This window comes from Streptomyces sp. NP-1717, from assembly GCF_022695985.1.
Classification (GTDB): Bacteria; Actinomycetota; Actinomycetes; order Streptomycetales; family Streptomycetaceae; genus Streptomyces.
Map to the genome: position 1 here is coordinate 1 of NZ_JAAPBF010000064.1, position 20,211 is coordinate 20,211.

The following is a 20,211-nucleotide window of genomic DNA, read 5'->3' on the forward strand; positions in this document are numbered from 1 at the left end:
AGAGCGGTGAGTCCTGGGTGGCGCGGGCCAGGAGGAGAGCGCCGAGCATGGTGCACAGTCGAGTGATGCCGTCCTGGTCCTCGGTGGTGAGCCAGTCGGCGAAGTCACTCACCCCTTTGGTGTAGATACGGCGGGCCTCACGGTCGGCGGGTCCGCGCGCGATGTCGGCGGCCAGCGCGGCGACGGGGCACCCGTCAGCGGCGCTGTCCCGGTGCTCGGTGGAGAGGTAGGTGTCGATCAGTGCCTGCTGGGCGGCGTCGCGCTGTCCGGCGTGCTGGTCAAGTCCTTCCTCGCGGAGCTGGGTGAGCTTTCCGAACGCGTGGGCGGTGGCTTCGTCGATGAGCGCCTCCTTGGAGGCGAACTGCTTGTAGAAGCCGCCGTGGGTGAGGCCGGCGGCCTTCATGAGGTCGGCGACGCTGACGTGGGTGCCCTGTTCCCGGAAAAGCCCGGAGGCGGTCTCCACGACCCGTCGACGGTTCTCCTCTGCTTGCGCCTGCGATACGCGGCCCATGAGCCACCTCCCCTTTTGATGTCGATCGCCATCTATCTTAGACTACGCTTTAGATTGTTGTTGAAATCTAAATGGTGCGTGTCGCTTTCTGGTGGCCCGCACGCTGGGAGCGGACATGGATCTGAAGGACGCGGTCGCGGTGGTGACGGGGGCCAACCGGGGGCTCGGGCGGCATCTGGCCGTACGGCTCGTGGAGCGCGGCGCGAAGGTGTACGGGGCGGCGCGCCGTCCTGAGACGGTGGATTCGCCGGGAGTGATTCCGCTGCGGCTGGACCTGACGGACGAGGACTCGGTCCGCACGGCTGCCCGCATCGCGTTCGACGCGACGCTGCTGGTGAACAACGCGGGCATCTCCACCGGTGCCCCGCTCGTCGCGGGCGACCTGGACTCGGTGAGGCTGGAGATGGAGACGAACTTCTTCGGCCCTCTCCTCATGACGCGGGCTTTCGCGCCCGTCATCGAGACCAATGGCGGCGGCGCCGTACTCAACGTCCTGTCGGTCCTGTCCTGGCTGCACCCGGCCGGCCTCGGGTCCTACGCCGCGGCGAAGGCAGCCGCGTGGGCACTGTCCGACGCTTCCCGGCAGGAGCTGGCACCCCGCAATATCACCGTCTCGGCGCTGCACGTCGGATACATGGACACCGACATGGCCGCGGGCGTTCCCGCCGGCCAGAAGGTCAGTCCCGCCGATGTCGCTGAAGAAGCCCTGGTCGGCATCGAGACGGGCCTGCACGAGATTCTCGCCGACACGGTCACCCAGCAGGTCAGGCAGAGCCTGTCCCATCTGCCGAACCAGGCGTGAGCCCGACTCCCAGCACCTGCCTGCCCGATCAACGTAAGGATTCCTCATGCGTTACACGACCTTCGGACACCGGACCGGACTGCGCGTGTCGGAGTACGCGCTCGGCGCGGCGAACTTCGGGACCCGGTGGGGCGCCGGTGCCGAGCCCGATGAGGCCCGCCGTGTCTTCGACCGGTTCGCCGAGGCCGGCGGCACCTTCCTCGACACCTCGGACGCCTACCAGTTCGGTGAGTCGGAGGAGCTGACGGGGAAGTTCATCGCGGCCGACCGGGACCACTTCGTGCTGGCCACCAAGTTTGCTCTGGGTGCCTCGCCGCAGCCGGACATCTCCACGACGGGCAACAGCCGTAAGGCCCTGGTCGCCTCGGTGGAGGCCAGCCTGAAACGCCTGGGCACCGACTACATCGACCTGCTCTGGGTCCACTTCCCCGACCAGCTCACGCCCATCGAGGAGCTCCTGCGCGGACTCGACGACCTGGTCAGCTCCGGCAAGATCCACCACGCGGCCCTGTCCAACTTTCCCGCCTGGCGCGTCTCGCGGGCGGTGACCCTGGCGGACCTGAAGGACCGGGCGCCCATCGTGGGCATCCAGACCGAGTACAGCCTTGTCGAGCGGACCGCCGACCGTGAGCTGCTGCCGATGGCCGAGAGCCTCGGGCTCGGCGCCGCGCTGTGGTCGCCGCTGGGCGGCGGGCTGCTCACAGGCAAGTACCGCGGTGGCAACGAGGGACGTCTGACCGACCTGGGCGCGGTCATCCACACCGAGAGCACCGACCAGAAGACCGCCGTCGTCGACGCCGTCCTGACCCTCGCCGAGGAGACCGGCATCGCACCTGCCCAGATCGCTGTGGCCTGGGTACGGGAGCACGCAGCCCGGTCCGCGACCACGCTCGTCCCCATCATCGGCCCGCGCAGTCTCACCCAGCTCGACAGCTACCTGAGCGCCCTCGACGTTCAGCTGACCGCTGAGCAGTACAGCCGCCTGTCCGAGGTCAGCGCGGTTGAGCTCGGAGCGCCCCACGACAAGATCGCCGGTTCTCTGGGCGGCACCCAGGGGGGCGACTCCAGCCGCGTCATCAGCCCGGCGACACCCCCGGCCTGACGCCCTGGCACACCAGGCGGTTACCGGCGCCTGGCGCCGCTGCCTCCCCGCCCGAGCGGCGCCATGCCGGTGATCTCCGTACGCCGCACCGGCGATGAGCCGCTTCTGGCCGGCACGCAGGGGACAGGGTGTCTCGTGCCTGTAGGGGGTGGGCCAGGAAGAACAACGACGACCACGCCCCCTCTGAGACGGGAGACGACGATGAGGGCCTTCACCATCGAGCAGTACGGCGGCCCGGACGGCGGCCGCATCGCCGAGGCACCGGACCCGCGGGTGGGTGCCGACGATGTCCTGGTCCGGATCCACGCGGCGAGCGTCAACCCGCTGGACCTCAGAATCCGCGACGGAGATTTCAAGGCGATCCTGTCGTACCGTCTCCCGCTCGTCCTGGGCAACGACTTCGCCGGTGTGGTGGTCCAGGTGGGGCCGGCCGTCACCCGGTTCGAGGTGGGCGACGAGGTCTACGCGCGCCCGGACAAGGACCGCATCGGCACGTTCGCCGAACTCATCGCCGTCCACCAGGACGACGTGGCGGTCAAACCGGCCGCGCTCACCATGGAGGAGGCCGCGTCCCTTCCCCTGGTCGCCCTGGCATCGTGGCAGGCGCTGATCGGGCGGGCACAGGTGCAACCGGGGCAGAAGGTCCTGATCCACGCGGGCGCCGGCGGCTTCGGCACCATCGCCGTCCAACTGGCTAAGGAGATGGGCGCGTACGTGGCCACCACCGCGAGCGCGGCCAAGGTCGACCTGGTGAAGGGGCTCGGCGCGGACGTCGTCGTCGACTACAAGAACCAGGATTTCGAGACCGTCCTCGACGGCTACGACGTCGTCGTGGACACCCTCGGCGGCGAGACGCTCGAAAAGTCCCTCAAGGTCCTCAAGCCCGGCGGGAAGATCATCAGCCTCGCGGGCCCTCCCGACGCGGCCTTCGCCCGCGAGCTGGGGGCGAACCCGGCCCTCCAACTCGTGATGAGCGCTTTGAGCCTCCGGATCCGGCTTCGTGCCAAGCGCCGCCACGTGTCGTACTCGTTTCTGTTCATGAAGGCCAGCGGCGACGAGTTGCGCGAACTCACCATGCTTGTCGACGCGGGGAAGATCCGTCCCGTCGTCGACCGGGTCTTCCCGTTCGATCAGACCCGGGAGGCCATGGAGTACGTCGAGAAGGGGCGCGCGAAGTCCGGCAAGGTCGTGATCACGATGACGTGAGGACCAGGCCACCCAGGACGTCCGACGAAGACCTCCTCCAGCCACGACAAGAACCCGTCCCCCCGAAGGACCTGGTCATGAGTGCTCCCCACAGTTCCCCCGCCCCCTCGACGTACAAGGACTCACCGACGCGTTCCGTGTCCGTGGACGGCGTCGACTTCGTCCACCGGCAGCTCGGACCCGAGGGCGCCGTACCCCTGGTCCTGCTCCATCACCTGGCCGCGGTTCCGGACAACTGGGACCCCCGAGCGAGGAACGCTCTCCAGCGCGGAGAGTCGGATTCGTCAGTGATCATTTACGAGGACACCTTCCGACGAGGATGCGAACAGGAGCGGTAGCGGCGGTGGTTCATGCGACTTCCTTACGGTCCTGGTCTCCGCGAGCCGCTCCAGCAGGTCGTTGACGAGCCGGGCCGTTCGCCGCAGGTGTCCGAGGGCCTGGCGGCAGTCATCAGGCAGTTCTTCGGAGCGCAGGGTGTGCGCACGCTGAGGGAGACGGCACACCTGGGCGTCCTTGTCGTCGCGACGGTCGTGCTGGGCCGCGGCCCGCCGGTGGTGGCGGATCCGGACCCGGACCCGCACCGGGCAGGCGGAGGCAGTCGGGCCGACGGCGTCGGCGCAGCCCACGCTGCCCATCCGCGTCTCCGCCGGGCCGGTCGCCGCCCCGCGACGGAGGCGTCCGCCGCTGCCGTATCGCCGGTCGGGTGGCCGGGCGCCGCGGCGCCGTCCTCACTCGAGTCCCGCGAGCTCCGCGGCCGCCTCCCGTACCACCGCGAGCGCGTCGTCGGGCACCCCGGCGACGCGCAGGGCGGCGTCCGCCGCCGCCGAGGCGAAGCTCTCCACTCGACGCCTCGGCGCGGAGCGGTGGACGAGGATGACGCCCTCGATGAGACCGAACACGAGGTCCGTGCGCAGCGAGTGGGGATCACCCGACACCCAGCGCACACCGGTGGACGCGAGCAGTTGCCCGTAGGCGTCCTTGAGGCGGTGCCGGGCCTCGTGGAAGCCGGCGAAGCGCTCGCCGCGGACTTCGGGAAGCAGGTACAGGGCGCCGAGGTTGTGCGGCCCTGAGCACAGCAGGGTCACGTCCGACCTGCACAGATACCACAGCCGGGCCTCGGCCGGCACCTGTGCGGCCTCGCCGAGCAGGCGGCCCGCGAGGACCAGGGACGGGGTGACCGTGCCCTCCAACAGCTCGGCGAGCAGGTCCTGTTTGCCGCCGATGTAGTGGTACATCGTCGCCTGTCGCATTCCGGCCCGCTCCGCCACCGCCCGCGTCGTCGTGGCGGCGTACCCGTGTCGGGTGAACAACTCGGCTGCCGCGGCGAGGAGTTCCTCGCGCGGGGACAAGCCGCTCGCGGGTCGCGGGGCGGCGCGCGGCCGTCCCGCACGGCGGGCACCCTGCACCGGGAGCGGGGCACCGCGCCCCGCGTCGAGGGCCGTTGCCGGGATGTCCATGGGGCGATCCTGGCACACACCGCCCTCCGCGCGTCCGGGCAGCACGTGCCGGCGAGGGTGCGGTAACAGGGCCGCAATGCCCAGGCAACCGCCCGGAATCCACCCGCCCCTAATTTCTGTCGCACGACAGAAAAGGGCTCGGACGGTCGGAGGTGGAGTGATGGCGACAGGCACCACACGCGAAGCGCGCGCCCATGCCCGCTCACAGGAGGGACGGCGCGCCGAGGCCATGCCGGTGGTGCCGGCGACGGACTGGCCCGACCCGCCGCGAGAGGCCGGACGCCTGGTCTGGGCCGAGACCGTCGCCGGTGGCTCCTACACCCACCAAGTCCTTGCCCGGGGCACCGAACTGCGCCTGACAGACGTGGGCGGAGAGGCTTGCGGACACCTGCTGCTGAACGCGGCCGGACGGCCGTGGGAACGCCTGAACGCGGCCGACACAGTGAAAGTGCAATGGAACGCCTACCTCGCGGAGGGACGGCTGCTCCTGTCCGACCAGGGCCGGGTGCTGGCCTCAGTGGTCGCCGACACCTCGGGCCGCCACGACGCCCTGTGCGGCACCTCCACCCTCCGGCGCAACACCGAGCGCTACGGGGACGGTTCACCGCACTCGGCCACCCCCGCAGGGCGCGAACTGCTCACGCTCGCCGGCCTCAAGAACGGCCTGAGCCCCCGCGACCTGCCGCCGTCCGTCTCCTTCTTCCAAGGCGCCCGGGTGGCGGACGACGGTGCCGTGGAGTTCACCGGCTCCGCCGGTCCCGGCGCATCGGTGACCCTGCGCGCCGAGCAGGACGTCATCGTCCTCCTCGCCAACGTGCCGCACCCCTGCGACCCGCGCCCGCGGTACACCTGCGGCCCGCTTGAGGTGCTCGCCTGGCACGCCCGCCCCACCCAGCAGGGCGACGTGCTCTGGGACGCCACCCCCGAGGCACGCCGCGCCTTCCTCAACACCACCGCTTTTCTCGCCGCCAGGGGGCTCGCATGACACCGGTCGTCCTCCCCGCCGAGGTGCGGACGAGGACCGTGGTGCCGCCGCGCGCGCCCTGGTCCGCCGTCGTCCGCTCCGGCGACCTGCTCACCATCACCGACCTGCACGGCAACCAGGCCGTCGACTTCCTCGTGTACGACGCCCACGACACCGCCGTGCGCTACAGCGCGCCCGACACGATCCAGGCTCAGGGAAACGTCTTCCTCACCACCGGCTCCAGGCTGATGTCGAACGAGCACGCGCCGCTGATGACCGTGGTCGAGGACACCTGCGGCCGCCACGACACCCTGGGCGGTGCCTGCTCCAAGGAGTCCAACACCCTGCGCTACGGGCACCATACGTACCCTCAGCACGCCTGCGTCGACAACTTCCTCATCGAGGGCGCCCGACACGGACTCGGCAAGCGCGACCTGGTCGGCAACGTCAACTGGTACATGAACGTGCCCGTCGAGAAGGACGGCACGCTCGGCATCGTCGACGGCATCTCGGCGCCCGGCCTGCGCGTGGTCCTGCGGGCCGACGCCGACGTGCTGGTGCTGGTCTCCAACTGTCCCCAGATCAACAACCCCTGCAACGGGTTCACCCCGACCGCCGTGGAGATCACCGTCAGCCCCCCGCCCCCCGTCGCCGGTGCCACCGGGGGAGCGGCATGACCTTCGACACGGTCCTCGTGGCCAACCGGGGCGAGATCGCCGCACGCATCATCCGCTCGGCCCGGCGCATGGGCCTGCGCACGGTGGCGGTCTTCTCCGACCCCGATCGCGGCAGCGCCCACGTGCGCCTCGCCGACGAGGCGTTACGCCTGGGACCCGCCCCCGCCAAGGAGTCCTACCTTGACGCGGACCTGGTGCTGCGCGCCGCGAAGGACAGCGGCGCCGGCGCCGTCCACCCGGGCTACGGGTTCCTCTCCGAGGACGCCGCGTTCGCCCGCCGGTGCGAGGCCGCCGGCATCGCCTTCGTCGGACCCGCGCCCGAACACCTCGACCTCTTCGGCACCAAACACACCGCACGGGCCGCCGCCGAGGCCGCCGGCGTCCCGTCGGCACCCGGCACCGGACTGCTTGCCCGCGTGGACGACGCCCTGGCGGCGGCCGAGCACATCGGCTACCCCGTCATGCTGAAGGCCACCGGCGGGGGCGGAGGCATCGGCATGAGCGCCTGCCGCACCCCCGGGGAACTGGCCGACGCCTGGGACCGGGTCCAACGGGTGGCCGCCGGGTCGTTCGCCACCGCCGGCGTCTTCCTGGAACGGCTCGTCGAGCACGCGCGCCACATCGAGGTACAGGTCTTCGGCGACGGCCGGGGACACGTCGTCACCCTCGGGGACCGGGACTGCTCCCTGCAGCGCCGCAACCAGAAGGTCGTCGAGGAGGCTCCGGCACCCGGCCTGCCCGACGGGGTGCGGGCCCGGCTCGCCGACGCCGCACGGCAGTTGTGCGCCTCCGTGGGCTACCGCTCCGCGGGCACCGTGGAGTTCGTGTACGACGCGACGGCGGACGAGGCGTACTTCCTGGAGGTCAACACGCGGCTTCAGGTGGAACATCCGGTCACCGAGGCGGTTCACGGAGTCGACCTGGTGGAGTGGATGCTGCGGCTGGCGCAGGGCGACACCGGGGTGGTCCGCGAGCCGGGTGCGCCGCGCGGACACGCCGTGGAGGCGCGCCTGTACGCGGAGGACCCGGCCAAGGACCACCGCCCGAGCGCCGGGCTGCTCACCGAAGTCGTACTGCCTCCGGGCGTCCGCGTCGACACCTGGGTGGAGTCCGGCACGGAGATCACCACCGCCTACGATCCGCTGCTCGCGAAGATCGTCGCACACGGCGCCGACCGTGCCGAGGCGCTCGCCCGGCTCGACACCGCGCTGGCCGCGACCCGCGTCAGCGGCATCGAGACCAACCTCGGACTCGTACGCGCCGCACTCGCCGACCCCAGGGTCGCGGCCGCCCGCCACACCACCGCCACGCTCGGTACGGTCACCGACCCGGCGCGGCGCGTCGACATTCTCGCCGGCGGCACCCACACCACGGTCCAGGACTGGCCCGGCCGCACCGGCCACTGGCAGGTGGGCATCCCGCCCAGCGGCCCCATGGACGACCTGTCGTTCCGCCTCGGCAATCGGGCGCTCGGCAACGACGAGGGCGCACCCGGCCTCGAATGCACCCTCCAGGGCCCGAGCCTGCGCTTCAGCCACCCCACCACGGTGTGCGTCACGGGCGCCCCCTGCGAGGTCACCGTGGACGGTGCGCCCGCCCCGCAGTGGCAGCCGCTCACCCTGTCCGCCGGGGCCGTCCTGGCCGTGGGCACTCCGCGGGAGGCCGGGCTGCGCACGTACGTCCTGGTCGCGGGCGGTCTTGACGTGCCGGCCTACCTCGGCAGCGCCGCCACGTTCACCCTGGGACGGTTCGGAGGACACGGCGGCCGGACGCTGCGTACCGGGGACGTCCTGCACGGCGGCGAGGCCCGCACCGCCGGTACCGCGCCGGTGCCGCACGCGCGGCGGCCCGTCCTCACCACGTCCTGGGACATCGCCGTCACCGAAGGACCGCACGCGGCGCCCGAGTTCTTCACCGAGGACGACATACACGTCTTCCACGCCGCCGACTGGACGGTCCACTTCAACTCGGCCCGCACCGGCGTGCGCCTGGTGGGACCCGCGCCGCGCTGGGCCCGCACCGACGGCGGCGAGGCGGGTCTGCACCCCTCCAACATCCACGACACGCCCTATTCGGTGGGCGGCGTCGACTACACCGGCGACATGCCGGTGCTGCTGGGCCCCGACGGTCCCTCCCTCGGCGGCTTCGTCTGCCCCGCCACCGTCGTCACCGCGCAGCGCTGGAAGCTCGGGCAGCTCAGGCCCGGCGACACGGTCCGGTTCGTGCCCGTCACACCGCGGACGGCCGCCGCGCTGCGCCGCGCACCCCACGCCCCGGTCGCCGCCGACCGCGCGGCCGTCGTGGACGGCGGCGTCCTCGCCCGGCACGACGACGTCACCTACCGACGCGGCGGTGACGACAACCTGCTCGTCGAGTTCGGGCCTCTCCAGCTCGACCTCGCACTCCGGCTGCGCGTCCACGCCCTGATGGAAGCCGTCGCCGCGGCGCGCCTGACCGGCGTCACGGACCTGACCCCGGGCATCCGCTCGCTACAGATCCGCGTGGATCCCGACGTGCTCGACCAGGGCCGGCTGCTGGACGAGGTGGCCGCCGTCGTACGGGCCCTGCCGCCCACCGAGGAACTCGTCGTTCCCTCCCGTACGGTGCGGCTGCCCCTGTCGTGGGACGACCCCGCGACCCGCGAGGCCATCGCCCGCTACATGGCGGGCGTTCGCGACGACGCGCCCTGGTGCCCCTGGAACATCGAGTTCATCCGCCGTATCAACGGACTCGCGGACGTGTCGGACGTGTACCGGACCGTCTTCGGCGCCGAGTACCTGGTGCTCGGACTGGGCGACGTCTACCTCGGTGCCCCCGTCGCCACGCCCCTCGACCCGCGCCACCGCCTCGTCACCACCAAGTACAACCCGGCGCGTACCTGGACCGCCGAGAACTCCGTCGGTATCGGCGGCGCCTACCTCTGCGTCTACGGCATGGAGGGCCCCGGCGGCTACCAGTTCGTGGGCCGCACCACGCAGGTCTGGTCCACATGGCAGCAGCGCGGCGCCTTCCGGCCCGGCTCGCCCTGGCTGCTGCGGTTCTTCGACCGCATCACGTGGTACCCCGTCGAGGCCGGCGAACTCCTCGATCTGCGTGCGGACATGGCGGCCGGCCGCTTCACCCCGCACATCGAGGAGGGCACCTTCTCCCTGGCCGAGCACCGTCGATTCCTGGCCGAGAACGCCGCTTCCATCGCCGATTTCCGGGCGCGGCAGGCGGCCGCGTTCGGGGCTGAGCGGGAGGCTTGGGAGGCGAGCGGCGAGTTCTCCCGCGCCGAACGGGCCACCATGGCCCCCGAGTCACTCGCGGCCGTCTCCGTCCCTCCCGGCGGCCACCTGGTGGAGGCGGAGTTCGCGGCCGGCGTCTGGCAGGTCGCCGTGGCGCCGGGCGACCGGGTGACAGCCGGTCAGCACCTGCTCACCCTGGAGGCGATGAAGATGGAATCCCCTGTCCGGGCGCCGACGGACGGCGTCGTCCTGGATGTCCTCACCGTCCCCGGCGCCCAGGTCGAGCCGGGTACACCTCTCGTCGTTCTCGCCCCGGCGACCTGACCGCGTCCGTCCCGGGGTCCGCCGACGGCTGTCCCTGGGACGCGGGGTACGAGGACGGCTCCGCCCGGATGCACCCGTCGGCACGCACGCGTCGACCCGGATACACCCGTCAGCACGCACGCGTCGAAAGGCAGTCAACCCCGTGACCACCGCACCAGGCCCCGTCGTGCTCCGTGTCCGCGCCGCCCACGACCTCATCGCCCGTGCCGACCGGCCCGAGATCTGGATCGACCTCCGCCCGCGGGACGAGGTGGAGACCGAGGCGCGGACTCTGGATGCCCGCCTCGCCGCGGGCGAGCACCTGCCGCTGGCCGGGCGCCTCCTGGCCGTCAAGGGCAACATCGACGTGGCCGGCCTGCCCACCACCGCCGGCTGCCCCGCCTACGCCTACACGCCCGACCACGACGCGCCTGCCGTGGCCCGCCTCAGGGCGGCGGGCGCGATCGTCCTCGGCACCACCAACCTCGACCAGTTCGCGACCGGCCTGACGGGGACGCGCTCACCGGTCCACGGGGCCGTGCGGGGCGCCGTCGACCCGGCGCGGATCAGCGGCGGCTCCAGCTCCGGCTCCGCCGTGGCCGTGGCGCTCGGGATGGCCGACCTCGCCCTCGGGACGGACACCGCGGGCTCCGGACGTGTGCCCGCCGCCTTCAACGGCATCGTGGGCCTCAAGCCCACGCCGCGCCTGGTGTCCACCGAGGGAGTCGTTCCCGCGTGCGCGAGCCTCGACTGCGTCAGCGTCTTCGCCCGCACCCTGCCGGAGGCGGAGCAGGCGCTCGGCCACCTGATCACGGGTCCGGCCGTGGCCGCCCCCGCACGGGCGCCGGGCCCGTGGCGGATCGCGGTCCCGGACCCGGCCGCGCTCGGCGAACTCGACCCCGGCTGGGACGAGGCGTACCGGTCGGCCGCCGTACGACTGGAAGCGGCCGGGGCCGTCCTGCGCACCGTCGACCCGGCCCCGTTCCTCGACGCCGCGACGCTGCTGTACGACGGGGCGTTCGTCGCCGAACGCTACGCGGCGGTGGGGGAGTTCATCGAAGCGCTGGGCACGGACGCGCCGGACCTCGACCCGACCGTGGCCGGGATCATCCGCCGCGCCCGTGACATCCCGGCCCACCGCCTCTTCACCGACCGCGCCCGGCTGGCCGGACTGCGCTCCCGCGCCCTCGCCTCGCTGGGCGATGCGGACGCCCTGCTGCTGCCCACCACGCCGGGCCACCCCACCCTCGCCGCCGTCGCCGCCGATCTTCTCGGTGCCAACGCCCGGCTGGGACGATTCACCAACTCCACCAACCTCTTCGGCATGGCCGCGGTGGCCGTCCCCGGCGGTACGGTCTCCGGACTCCCCTTCGGCGTCATGCTCATCGGCCACGCGCACACCGACGAGCGTCTGGCCCGGATCGCCGCCCTGCTCACCCCGGCCACCCGCATCGCGGTGGCCGGCGCCCACCTCACCGGTCAGCCCCTCAACCCCCAACTCCTCTCCCACGGGGCCCACTTCGTACGCACCACCACCACGGCCCCGCGCTACCGCCTCCACGCCCTGCCCACCGACCCGCCCAAGCCCGGCCTCGAACGTGTCACCCGCGGAGGGCGCGTCGAGGTCGAGATCTGGGAGCTACCGGCCAACGGCCTGGGCGGCCTTGTCGCCGCGCTGCCCCAGCCCATGGTGATCGGCAAGGTGGAACTGGCCGACGGCACGCTCGTCCCCGGCTTCCTCTGCGAACCCGCCGCGCTCGGCGACGGCTCCCGGGACATCACCGCCTACGGCGGCTGGCGGGCCTACCTGGCGGCCACGAGCTGACGGTGCGCGGAGCGTCAGCAGGAGGCGGCGGCCGTGGTTGACCGTGGTTCTCCGCCGGGACGGGCACTCAACGAGCACGCCCTAACCGTGGTGGGGGTAGGGGGCGTAGACCGTCTGAGGTTCGGACGGAGACGGCCGGTCCATTTCCAGTTCCGGCAAGGTGTACTCAGGGATGAGGAAGCTGCTGTACGTCTCCGGTGCGGAGGACTCGCCCCAGAACACGGTGCCGGCGACGACGAATCCGCCCAGCAGTCGCTCGCCCAGGACGAAGGCTCGCGCGTCGTACCAGGGGCCCGGAACTGCTTCGCGCAGATCTTCCTCTTCCTCGCCGGATGCCAAGCGGATCGTCAGTGAGGGGTAGTGGTCTCGGACTGACAGGGCACTGACGTTCTTGAAGACCACTTCCAGCGTTGTCGTGCGACCCCGCTCGTGGTTCTGCTCCCCTCTGAGCAGGAGTTGGCTGTGCCCGATGATGTAAGTGAACAGCCGGAGAGGGCGCGCAAAGGTCACCGGCAGATCCACCAAGCTGACTCGTCGAGTCACCACACGATCTCCAGGACCAGTCGCAAGGCCACCTGGGCCATCGTCCTGGCACCCTAGCGAACCGCCGCTTCAGGAGTCCGATCAGCGGCCAGTAAACGCGTGGCACCCCCAGGACGGGACGACCACGTCGGCTGAGCGCGCCCGTGGGTCGACGAGCGCACCGCGATCGGGCTGTCCGTTTCACGGCCCAATGGGGCCACGATGGTGCGTGCCGGCCAGTCCACACCGAAGGCCGCGCTCATCCGTCAGCACTCGGACACCGAGCGTCAACGCGAGGTCGCCACCGGGCGGAACGGGCACGAGACGCCTAGACAGGTCTAGACAACAAAGGAGGCCCAAGTCGCTGACTTGGGCCTTCGTCGTGGAGCGGGTGACGAGAATCGAACTCGCGCTCTGAGCTTGGGAAGCTCATGTTCTACCATTAAACTACACCCGCTTGGAGCGCTGATGATCATCCGCGCTTCCGTGGACACTCTACCCCATTGTCGACTCCGCGTGCTCGATGGCGCTGTCGGTCGCGGGAGTTGGGGCGTAGCGTTCAGGGTCGGAGTGCCGCTTCGGTGGGTGGTTTGTTGATCCCCTAATGTGTGGGTTCGTCCGCGTTTTGGGGAAGGGACCTGATGGATTTGATGGAGCGCACCGTCGTCCGCTGTGCCGAAGGGCATGTGTTCAGTACTACGTCGTTCCCGATGCAGCAGCTTGACAACGGGCGGCTGGGGCCCGGGCGGCTCATTCGGTGTCCGCGTTGTGCGCGGTTGCGGCATGCCGTGCCCGTGGAGGTCGGGCGGCGCTGACCTGGGTGGTCGGTAGGGGCGCGCGGGGCTGCCCGAGTTGGGGCGGGCCCGCGCGTTCTGCGTATCCTCGGGGCGTGCTGCTCTCAGACAAGGACATCCGGGCCGAGATCGATTCCGGGCGCGTGCGTATCGACCCCTACGACGAATCGATGGTGCAGCCGTCGAGCATCGACGTGCGGCTCGACCGGTTCTTCCGCGTGTTCGAGAACCACCGTTACCCGCACATCGACCCCGCCGTCGAGCAGGTCGATCTGACGCGGACCGTGGAGCCCGCCGGGGACGAGGCGTTCATCCTGCACCCCGGTGAGTTCGTGCTCGCCTCGTCGTTCGAGGTCATCTCGCTGCCCGACGACATCGCCTCCCGGCTGGAGGGGAAGTCGAGTCTCGGGCGTCTGGGGCTCGTCACGCACTCGACCGCCGGTTTCATCGACCCGGGCTTCTCCGGGCACGTGACCCTGGAGCTGTCGAATCTCGCGACCCTGCCCATCAAGCTCTGGCCCGGCATGAAGATCGGGCAGCTGTGTCTGTTCCGGCTGAGTTCGCCGGCGGAGTTCCCGTACGGCTCCGAGCGCTACGGGTCGCGTTACCAGGGGCAGCGCGGGCCCACCGCCTCCCGCTCCTTCCTCAACTTTCACCGGACGCAGGTGTGAAGGACGTGGACGACATACGCGAGAACCTGACGTACGAGCGCTTCGGCGTCGCCGTGCGGGAGCTGGCGCAGGCCGTGGCGGACGACGGGTACGAGCCGGATGTCGTCCTGAGCATCGCGCGCGGCGGGGTGTTCGTCGCCGGCGGGCTCGCCTACGCCCTCGACTGCAAGAACATCCATCTGGTCAACGTGGAGTTCTACACCGGAGTCGGTACGACCCTCGCGATGCCGGTCATGCTGGCGCCGGTGCCGAACGTGGTCGACTTCTCCAACAAGAAGGTCCTCATCGCCGACGACGTCGCCGACACCGGGCGCACCCTCAAGCTCGTGTACGACTTCTGTCTCGATCACGTCGCCGAGGTCCGCAGCGCCGTCATCTACGAGAAGACGCAGTCGCTGGTGAAGTGCGAGTACGTCTGGCAGCGCACCGACGAGTGGATCAACTTCCCCTGGAGCGTCGAGGCTCCCGTCGTGCGGCGCAGCGGGCAGATACTCGACTCCTGAGATCCTGACAGGCACAGGAGAGACGTGCGGGCCCGCCGCCCTCGACGGCGGGCTCCGACCGCTAGATCGTGCCCAGCTTGATCAGCGACAGCAGCGCGATCAGCTGGATCGCCGACGCGCCCAGCGCCTTCGGCCACGGCAGGTCGTGCGACCTGCTCACCATCACCGTGAACAGCGCTCCCGCCGCGACCCAGGTGATCCAGCCGAGGATCTGCACCAGTGAGTTCTCGCCGCCCAGGAAGAGCGCGAAGACCAGGCGCGGTGCGTCCGTTATCGACATGATCAGCATCGAGAGGCCGACCGTCGGCTGCCAGGCGCCGTCGCCGCCGAGCTGGCGGGCCAGCGTGTGCGTCACCGCGCCCAGGATCAGGCCGCCGATCACGAAGGCGACGGCCGTCGTGAGGACGTACGGGATCGCCGTCGAGAGGGTGGCGTTGATCGCCTCCTCGCGGGCGCCGTCGAATCCGAAGATCGCCAGCAGTCCGTAGAGGAACGTCACGACGAGCGCCGGGCCCCAGACCGGGTAGTCGCGCATCTGCCAGAACGTCGCGTTCGGGCGCAGCACGATGCCGCTCAGCAGCTGCTTCCAGTGCAGTCGCGGGCCGGACGGGGCGGGCGCGGCGCCCGCGTGGTACGTCGCACCGTCTCCGTAGCCGCTCTCGTCCACGCTGAACTGCTGCGTGTGACCCGGGTTGTTCGCGTACGGGTCGTGGGCCCCGCCCCCGCCGTGGTGCTGGTTGTGCGGGTCGCCGAAGTACTCGGGCTCGCCGTGCCCTCCCCCCTGACCGCCGTGTCCACCCGGTCCGGGATAGCCGTAGCCGCCCTGCTGGGGGCCGGGGTGTCCGGCGCCCGCCTGGGGCCACTGCTGCCGCGGAGGGTGCGGCTGTCTGCCGTACGGCTGTGCCGGCTGTCCGCCTCCGTACTGAGGAGGGGGCGCCGCCTGCCGTCCGTACGGCTGCTGCTGCGGTTGTTGTTGGCGTGTGCGGTTGTCCCGGCCGCGTCCGATCCTGAATCCAGCCACGTCACCGAACGTACCCGCTTCGGGCGGGCGGGGTGCTGGAGGAGCCGGAACCGGCCGGCCTTTGCGGCCGAGCTGTGACATCCCCTAAGGGAACCCTGGGGGGCTTGCGGCACCTGGGAAGGGGGAGGTTGCTTCACCCTACTTGAGGAAGATCGACGTGCTGAAGCTGATCACCGGGTGCCCGGGCGCCTTCCCGCCCTTCTTGGCGGCGTACAGCGCGATCAGGTCCTTCTCCTCGCCCTGGTGCGTGCGGGTCACGAGGAAGTCCGCCGACTCCAGGAGGTCCGTCGTGGGCTCGCCGTCGGCGCCCGGGAGCTTGGGCGCGGGCGGGAGCGCGACGGCCTTGAAGGTGTACGTGCCGCCCGCCTCGCCGGGTCCCTGCGGGCCGCCGAGCAGCAGCCTGCCCTTCGCGGCCTCGCCGGGCGCGTGGGTGCGGGTGGCGTGGACGAGGTCGTCGTAGCCGTCGCCGTCCGTGTCCGCCTTGCCCGTGGGGGCGTAGAGGACCGGGCCGCCGCCGGGGATGGGGGCCGTGGCCGCCTTGGGGGCGCCCGCGCGGCTGAACGGGCCGCGCAGGTAGCTCACCTGGCCCGCGCTCGCCGAGACGGCGAGGTCCGGCCTGCCGTCGCCGTCGAAGTCGCCGCACACCGGGTGGTCGGGCCAGTCGTCGCCGTAGCGCGCCTTGGCGGGGATCTTGAGTACGACGGCCTTGCCCGTGATGCCGTCCGGGCCGCCGAAGAGGAGCTGGAGGGGGACGGGCGGGCGGCCGAGGCCGTCGTACGGCGGGTCCGTGCTCACGACCAGGTCGGCGAAGCCGTCGCCGTCGAGGTCGCAGGTGGCCGCCGCGTCGAAGGCGGCCGGGAGGACGCCGTCGGTGGCCGCGCCGTTGGCGGTGGGGCTCAGGGTCTGGCGTACGGCGGGGTCGACGCCGCGCGGTGAGCCGGAGCCGTACACGATGCCGATGCCGGCGTCGTCACCCTGGATCGCGTCGGGGGCCTTGACCAGGTCGTTCAGTACGAGGTCGCGGTGGCCGTCGCCGTTGAAGTCTGCGGGGACCTCGCTGCCGTCGCCGCGCGGGACCGGGCGCTTCGGTACGGAGGGGCCGCCGGCGAGGGGTGTGGTGTCGCCGTTCTTCGTCCTGGCGCCGCCGCCGGATTCCCCGTCGGAGCCGCTGCAGCCGGTCAGCAGCAGGGCCAGTGCCGTACAGACGCCGGCGCCGGTCATCACCGCTCTCGCAGCGCCGGTGCGTATGCGCACGACCCCACCCACCCATCCGTCTCGCCACACGACATTCGCTGCCACATGATGCTCCAGTTCGCGCGTCGCGGTAAGGAAACGGACCGATCGCGATCACGGGCCGATCGCCCGAGGGAGGTCCCAGGGGCAGAAGAGAGGCCGGACCCGCCCCCGAGGCAGGTCCGGCCGCGCGCCCTCTTTCAGGAGGAGGCGTTACGCCGCGGGCTCCGGCTCCGGTTCCTCCGCGGGCTCCGGGGTGTCCTCCGGATCCGACGGCGGCGTCCGTACGGAGTCCAGCAGCAGCTGCGCCACGTCCACGACCTGGAGGGATTCCTTCGCCTTGCCGTCGTTCTTCTTGCCGTTGACCGAGTCGGTCAGCATCACCAGGCAGAACGGGCACGCCGTCGAGACGATGTCCGGATTCAGCGAGAGCGCCTCGTCCACACGCTCGTTGTTGATGCGCTTGCCGATCCGCTCCTCCATCCACATCCGCGCGCCGCCCGCGCCGCAGCAGAAGCCGCGCTCCTTGTGGCGGTGCATCTCCTCGTTACGGAGGCCGGGCACCTTCGCGATGATCTCGCGCGGCGGTGTGTAGACCTTGTTGTGCCGGCCCAGGTAGCAGGGGTCGTGGTAGGTGATCAGGCCCTCGACCGGGGTCACCGGGATCAGCTTCTCCTCGTCGACGAGGTGCTGGAGGAGCTGCGTGTGGTGGATGACCTCGTACTCGCCGCCGAGCTGCGGGTACTCGTTCGCGATGGTGTTGAAGCAGTGCGGGCAGGTCGCGACGATCTTCTTCGAGGACTTCGGCTTCCTCGTCCCCGGATCCTCGTCGTCCTCCCCGTAGGCCATGTTCAGCATCGCCACGTTCTCCTGGCCGAGCTGCTGGAACAGCGGCTCGTTGCCCAGGCGGCGGGCCGAGTCGCCCGTGCACTTCTCGTCGCCGCCCATGATCGCGAACTTCACACCCGCGATGTGGAGGAGTTCGGCGAACGCCTTGGTGGTCTTCTTGGCGCGGTCCTCCAGGGCGCCCGCGCAGCCGACCCAGTACAGGTAGTCGACCTCGGTGAGGTCCTCGACGTCCCGGCCGACGACCGGCACCTCGAAGTCGACCTCCTTGGTCCACTCCAGACGCTGCTTCTTCTGGAGGCCCCAGGGGTTGCCCTTCTTCTCCAGGTTCTTGAGCATCGTCCCGGCCTCGGAGGGGAACGAGCTCTCGATCATCACCTGGTAGCGGCGCATGTCGACGATGTGGTCGACGTGCTCGATGTCGACCGGGCACTGCTCGACGCAGGCGCCGCACGTGGTGCAGGACCACAGGACGTCCGGGTCGATGACGCCGTTCTCCTCCAGCGTCCCGATCAGCGGCCGCTCGGCCTCCGCGAGGGCGGCGGCGGGCACACCGGCCAGCTGCTCCGCCGACGCCTTCTCCTCGCCCTCCATGGACTTGCCGCCGCCGGCCAGCAGATACGGCGCCTTGGCGTGCGCGTGGTCGCGCAGGGACATGATCAGGAGCTTCGGCGAGAGGGGCTTGCCGGTGTTCCAGGCCGGGCACTGCGACTGGCAGCGACCGCACTCCGTGCAGGTGGAGAAGTCGAGGATGCCCTTCCAGGAGAACTGCTCGACCTGCGAGACACCGAAGACGTCGTCGTCGCCCGGGTCCTCGAAGTCGATCTCCTTGCCGCCCGACACCATCGGCCGCAGCGCCCCGAGGGCCGTGCCGCCGTCGGCCTCGCGCTTGAACCAGATGTTCGGGAAGGCCAGGAAGCGGTGCCAGGCGACGCCCATCGTGGTGTTGAGGCCGAGGGTGATGGCCCAGATCATCGTCACGCCGAGCTTGATCATGGCGGTCAGGTAGACCAGGTTCTGAAGTGTGCCGAGGCTGAGCCCCTTGAACGCCAGGACCAGGGGATACGAGGCCCAGTACGCCGGGTCGTAGCTGTCGACGTGGTGCAGCGCGCCCTCAAGACCGCGCAGGACCAGGATCGCGACGCCGATGGTGAGGATCACGTACTCGACGAAGTACGCCTGCCAGGCGGTGGAGCCCGCGAAGCGCGACTTGCGGCCGGCCCGTGAGGGCAGGTTCAGCAGCCGGACCGACATCAGTACGAGGATGCCGACGGTGGTCGCGAGTGCGATGAACTCGACGTAGATCTCGTACGGCAGGAAGGTGCCGATGTACGGGATGATCCAGTCGGCCTGGAAGAGCTGGCCGTACGCGTTGACGATCGTCAGTCCGAGCGTCAGGAAGCCGATCGCGACGAACCAGTGAGCGAAGCCCACGATGCCCCAGCGGTTCATCCGCGTGTGGCCGAAGAACTCCTTGGCCAGGGTGATCGTGCGCGCTCTGGGGTCGTCGGTGCGAGTGCCGGCCGGTACGGGTGAGCCGAGCTTCACGAACCGGTAGATCTCGGCGACGGCTCGGCCGATGAGCGCGACGCCGACCACGGTCAGCACCAGCGACACGATGATCGCGGCGAGTTGCATTGGGGGCTCCTCGGGCCTGCGAGGGTGGGAAGAGCAGCACCAGGTCGAAGGGTGCTACCAAGCGGTTCTACTAAGCGGTAACTTAATCGGTTTGTGCTGAGGGTACCCAGTTATCCCGCCGCACTGTAGCCGCGTGGGCGGTGATCTGTGTCGCTGAGGTGACCCTGAGCGGGGATGCGCGGTACGGGGGCGTCCCCGTCGTACGGCGCGAGCGCGGCGGCCGGCGTCCGTAGGAGGATCACCAGGTCGAGGCCGATCCAGTACTGCTCCACGTAGTGCTGGTCGAGCAGCGCGGGCTCGTCCCACGGCATCGGCGAGCGGCGGCGCACCTGCGCGAGGCCGGTGAGGCCCGGCCGTACGGACCGCCGCCACGGCGCCGCGGCCCTGGGGTCGCCCGGCGCGAGAGGCGCCGGGCCGACGAGCGACATCTCACCGCTGACGACATGGGGCAGGCGCGACAGCAGGTCCAGCCGGTGCCGGCGGGTGGCGAGGGAGCGGACGGTGAAGACGCGCCCTTCCTTGCCGACGCGGCGGCCGTGGGTGAAGGCGCCGCCGGGGTGCCGCGCGGAGAGCGTGAGGGTGAGGGCGGCGGCGGCCAGCAGGGGCGCGGTCAGAACCAGCAGGAGTGAGCCGAGCGTCAGGTCGAGCAGGCGTTTGGGGTCCAGATCCAGGTCCGGAACCATGGGGCCTCCCTGACCGTTGTATGCGACATCGCGCCTTTTGTGAGCGCCTGCCGACCGATCGTGCCGCAGCGGGGAAGAGAAGTTCCGAAGGCGCGCGGACCTGCGGGAACCGCACGGTTCCCGGGCTGCCCCCCGAAATCGAGCCGCACGATAGTTGAGTCCGGTCGACTCAGCTCTGTTGACGGCCGGGGATCGGTCGTGCATCCTTGAGCCTGTTCCACTCAAG

The 20,211-nt window shown here is 70.8% G+C and carries 17 protein-coding genes and 1 tRNA gene; 10 read left to right on the plus strand and 8 right to left on the minus strand.

Going from position 1 to position 20,211, the window contains the following annotated elements; translation table 11 throughout:
* Window positions 1–511: TetR/AcrR family transcriptional regulator (locus tag GXP76_RS15905; RefSeq protein WP_242572172.1), on the minus strand; the 511-nt coding region annotated here is incomplete at its 3' end.
* Between the two features lie 115 nt (window positions 512–626).
* On the opposite strand from GXP76_RS15905, the gene GXP76_RS15910 reads away from it, so the two are divergent.
* The 4 genes from GXP76_RS15910 to GXP76_RS15925 all read left to right on the plus strand — a co-directional run bounded on the left by GXP76_RS15910 (window position 627) and on the right by GXP76_RS15925 (window position 3,959).
* Window positions 627–1,313, plus strand: a complete 687-nt coding sequence (locus GXP76_RS15910) for an SDR family oxidoreductase (RefSeq protein WP_242572173.1) — start codon at window positions 627–629, stop codon at window positions 1,311–1,313.
* Between the two features lie 46 nt (window positions 1,314–1,359).
* Entirely contained in the window at window positions 1,360–2,415 is a 1,056-nt protein-coding gene (locus tag GXP76_RS15915) for an aldo/keto reductase (protein WP_242572174.1), read from the plus strand.
* Between the two features lie 201 nt (window positions 2,416–2,616).
* Window positions 2,617–3,621, plus strand: coding sequence for an NADP-dependent oxidoreductase (locus tag GXP76_RS15920; RefSeq protein ID WP_242572175.1), 1,005 nt, complete (start codon window positions 2,617–2,619; stop codon window positions 3,619–3,621).
* Between the two features lie 77 nt (window positions 3,622–3,698).
* Window positions 3,699–3,959, plus strand: coding sequence for a hypothetical protein (locus GXP76_RS15925; RefSeq protein WP_242572176.1), 261 nt, complete (start codon window positions 3,699–3,701; stop codon window positions 3,957–3,959).
* 390 nt (window positions 3,960–4,349) lie between these two features.
* Here the strand turns inward: GXP76_RS15925 and GXP76_RS15930 are convergent, their stop codons facing one another.
* Entirely contained in the window at window positions 4,350–5,078 is a 729-nt protein-coding gene (locus tag GXP76_RS15930; protein WP_242572177.1) for a TetR/AcrR family transcriptional regulator, read from the minus strand.
* Window positions 5,079–5,238: 160 nt separating this feature from the next.
* Here GXP76_RS15930 and GXP76_RS15935 point away from each other — a divergent pair, with 160 nt between their 5' ends.
* The 4 genes from GXP76_RS15935 (at window position 5,239) to GXP76_RS15950 (ending at window position 12,074) form a co-directional block, all read left to right on the plus strand.
* Window positions 5,239–6,063 carry an urea amidolyase associated protein UAAP1 gene (locus tag GXP76_RS15935; protein ID WP_242572178.1) on the plus strand — a complete coding sequence of 275 codons (825 nt, stop codon included), beginning with the start codon at window positions 5,239–5,241 and terminating at the stop codon, window positions 6,061–6,063.
* Window positions 6,060–6,719: an urea amidolyase associated protein UAAP2 gene (locus tag GXP76_RS15940; RefSeq protein ID WP_242572179.1), complete on the plus strand. Its 660-nt coding sequence runs from the start codon at window positions 6,060–6,062 to the stop codon at window positions 6,717–6,719. The genes GXP76_RS15935 and GXP76_RS15940 overlap by 4 nt, the downstream gene beginning before the upstream one ends.
* Window positions 6,716–10,270 carry an urea carboxylase gene (gene uca / locus GXP76_RS15945; RefSeq protein ID WP_242572180.1) on the plus strand — a complete coding sequence of 1,185 codons (3,555 nt, stop codon included), beginning with the start codon at window positions 6,716–6,718 and terminating at the stop codon, window positions 10,268–10,270. The genes GXP76_RS15940 and uca overlap by 4 nt, the downstream gene beginning before the upstream one ends.
* Before the next feature lie 142 nt (window positions 10,271–10,412).
* A complete protein-coding gene (locus GXP76_RS15950) occupies window positions 10,413–12,074 on the plus strand; it encodes an allophanate hydrolase (RefSeq protein WP_242572181.1) in 1,662 nt (553 codons plus the stop codon).
* Between the two features lie 81 nt (window positions 12,075–12,155).
* On the opposite strand, the gene GXP76_RS15955 is transcribed toward GXP76_RS15950, so the two are convergent.
* Entirely contained in the window at window positions 12,156–12,596 is a 441-nt protein-coding gene (locus GXP76_RS15955; RefSeq protein WP_242572182.1) for a hypothetical protein, read from the minus strand.
* Between the two features lie 383 nt (window positions 12,597–12,979).
* Window positions 12,980–13,053 (minus strand) — tRNA-Gly (locus tag GXP76_RS15960).
* A gap of 432 nt (window positions 13,054–13,485) precedes the next feature.
* Here GXP76_RS15960 and dcd point away from each other — a divergent pair.
* Complete coding sequence (dcd, locus tag GXP76_RS15965; protein WP_147873493.1) at window positions 13,486–14,061, plus strand: dCTP deaminase; 576 nt, start codon at window positions 13,486–13,488, stop codon at window positions 14,059–14,061.
* A gap of 5 nt (window positions 14,062–14,066) precedes the next feature.
* The gene (locus GXP76_RS15970) at window positions 14,067–14,564 is read left to right on the plus strand and encodes a phosphoribosyltransferase (RefSeq protein ID WP_242572183.1); all 498 of its coding nucleotides are present in this window, start codon (window positions 14,067–14,069) and stop codon (window positions 14,562–14,564) included.
* 61 nt (window positions 14,565–14,625) lie between these two features.
* Here GXP76_RS15970 and GXP76_RS15975 read toward each other — a convergent pair whose 3' ends face one another.
* The 4 genes from GXP76_RS15975 to GXP76_RS15990 all read right to left on the minus strand — a co-directional run bounded on the left by GXP76_RS15975 (window position 14,626) and on the right by GXP76_RS15990 (window position 19,985).
* Window positions 14,626–15,585: a Yip1 family protein gene (locus GXP76_RS15975; RefSeq protein WP_242572184.1), complete on the minus strand. Its 960-nt coding sequence runs from the start codon at window positions 15,583–15,585 to the stop codon at window positions 14,626–14,628.
* Window positions 15,586–15,723: 138 nt separating this feature from the next.
* A complete protein-coding gene (locus GXP76_RS15980) occupies window positions 15,724–16,806 on the minus strand; it encodes a VCBS repeat-containing protein (RefSeq protein WP_242572195.1) in 1,083 nt (360 codons plus the stop codon).
* 225 nt (window positions 16,807–17,031) lie between these two features.
* Window positions 17,032–19,302: a (Fe-S)-binding protein gene (locus GXP76_RS15985; RefSeq protein WP_242572185.1), complete on the minus strand. Its 2,271-nt coding sequence runs from the start codon at window positions 19,300–19,302 to the stop codon at window positions 17,032–17,034.
* Window positions 19,303–19,412: 110 nt separating this feature from the next.
* Window positions 19,413–19,985 carry a sugar transferase gene (locus GXP76_RS15990; RefSeq protein ID WP_242572186.1) on the minus strand — a complete coding sequence of 191 codons (573 nt, stop codon included), beginning with the start codon at window positions 19,983–19,985 and terminating at the stop codon, window positions 19,413–19,415.
* Window positions 19,986–20,211 lie beyond the last annotated feature (226 nt).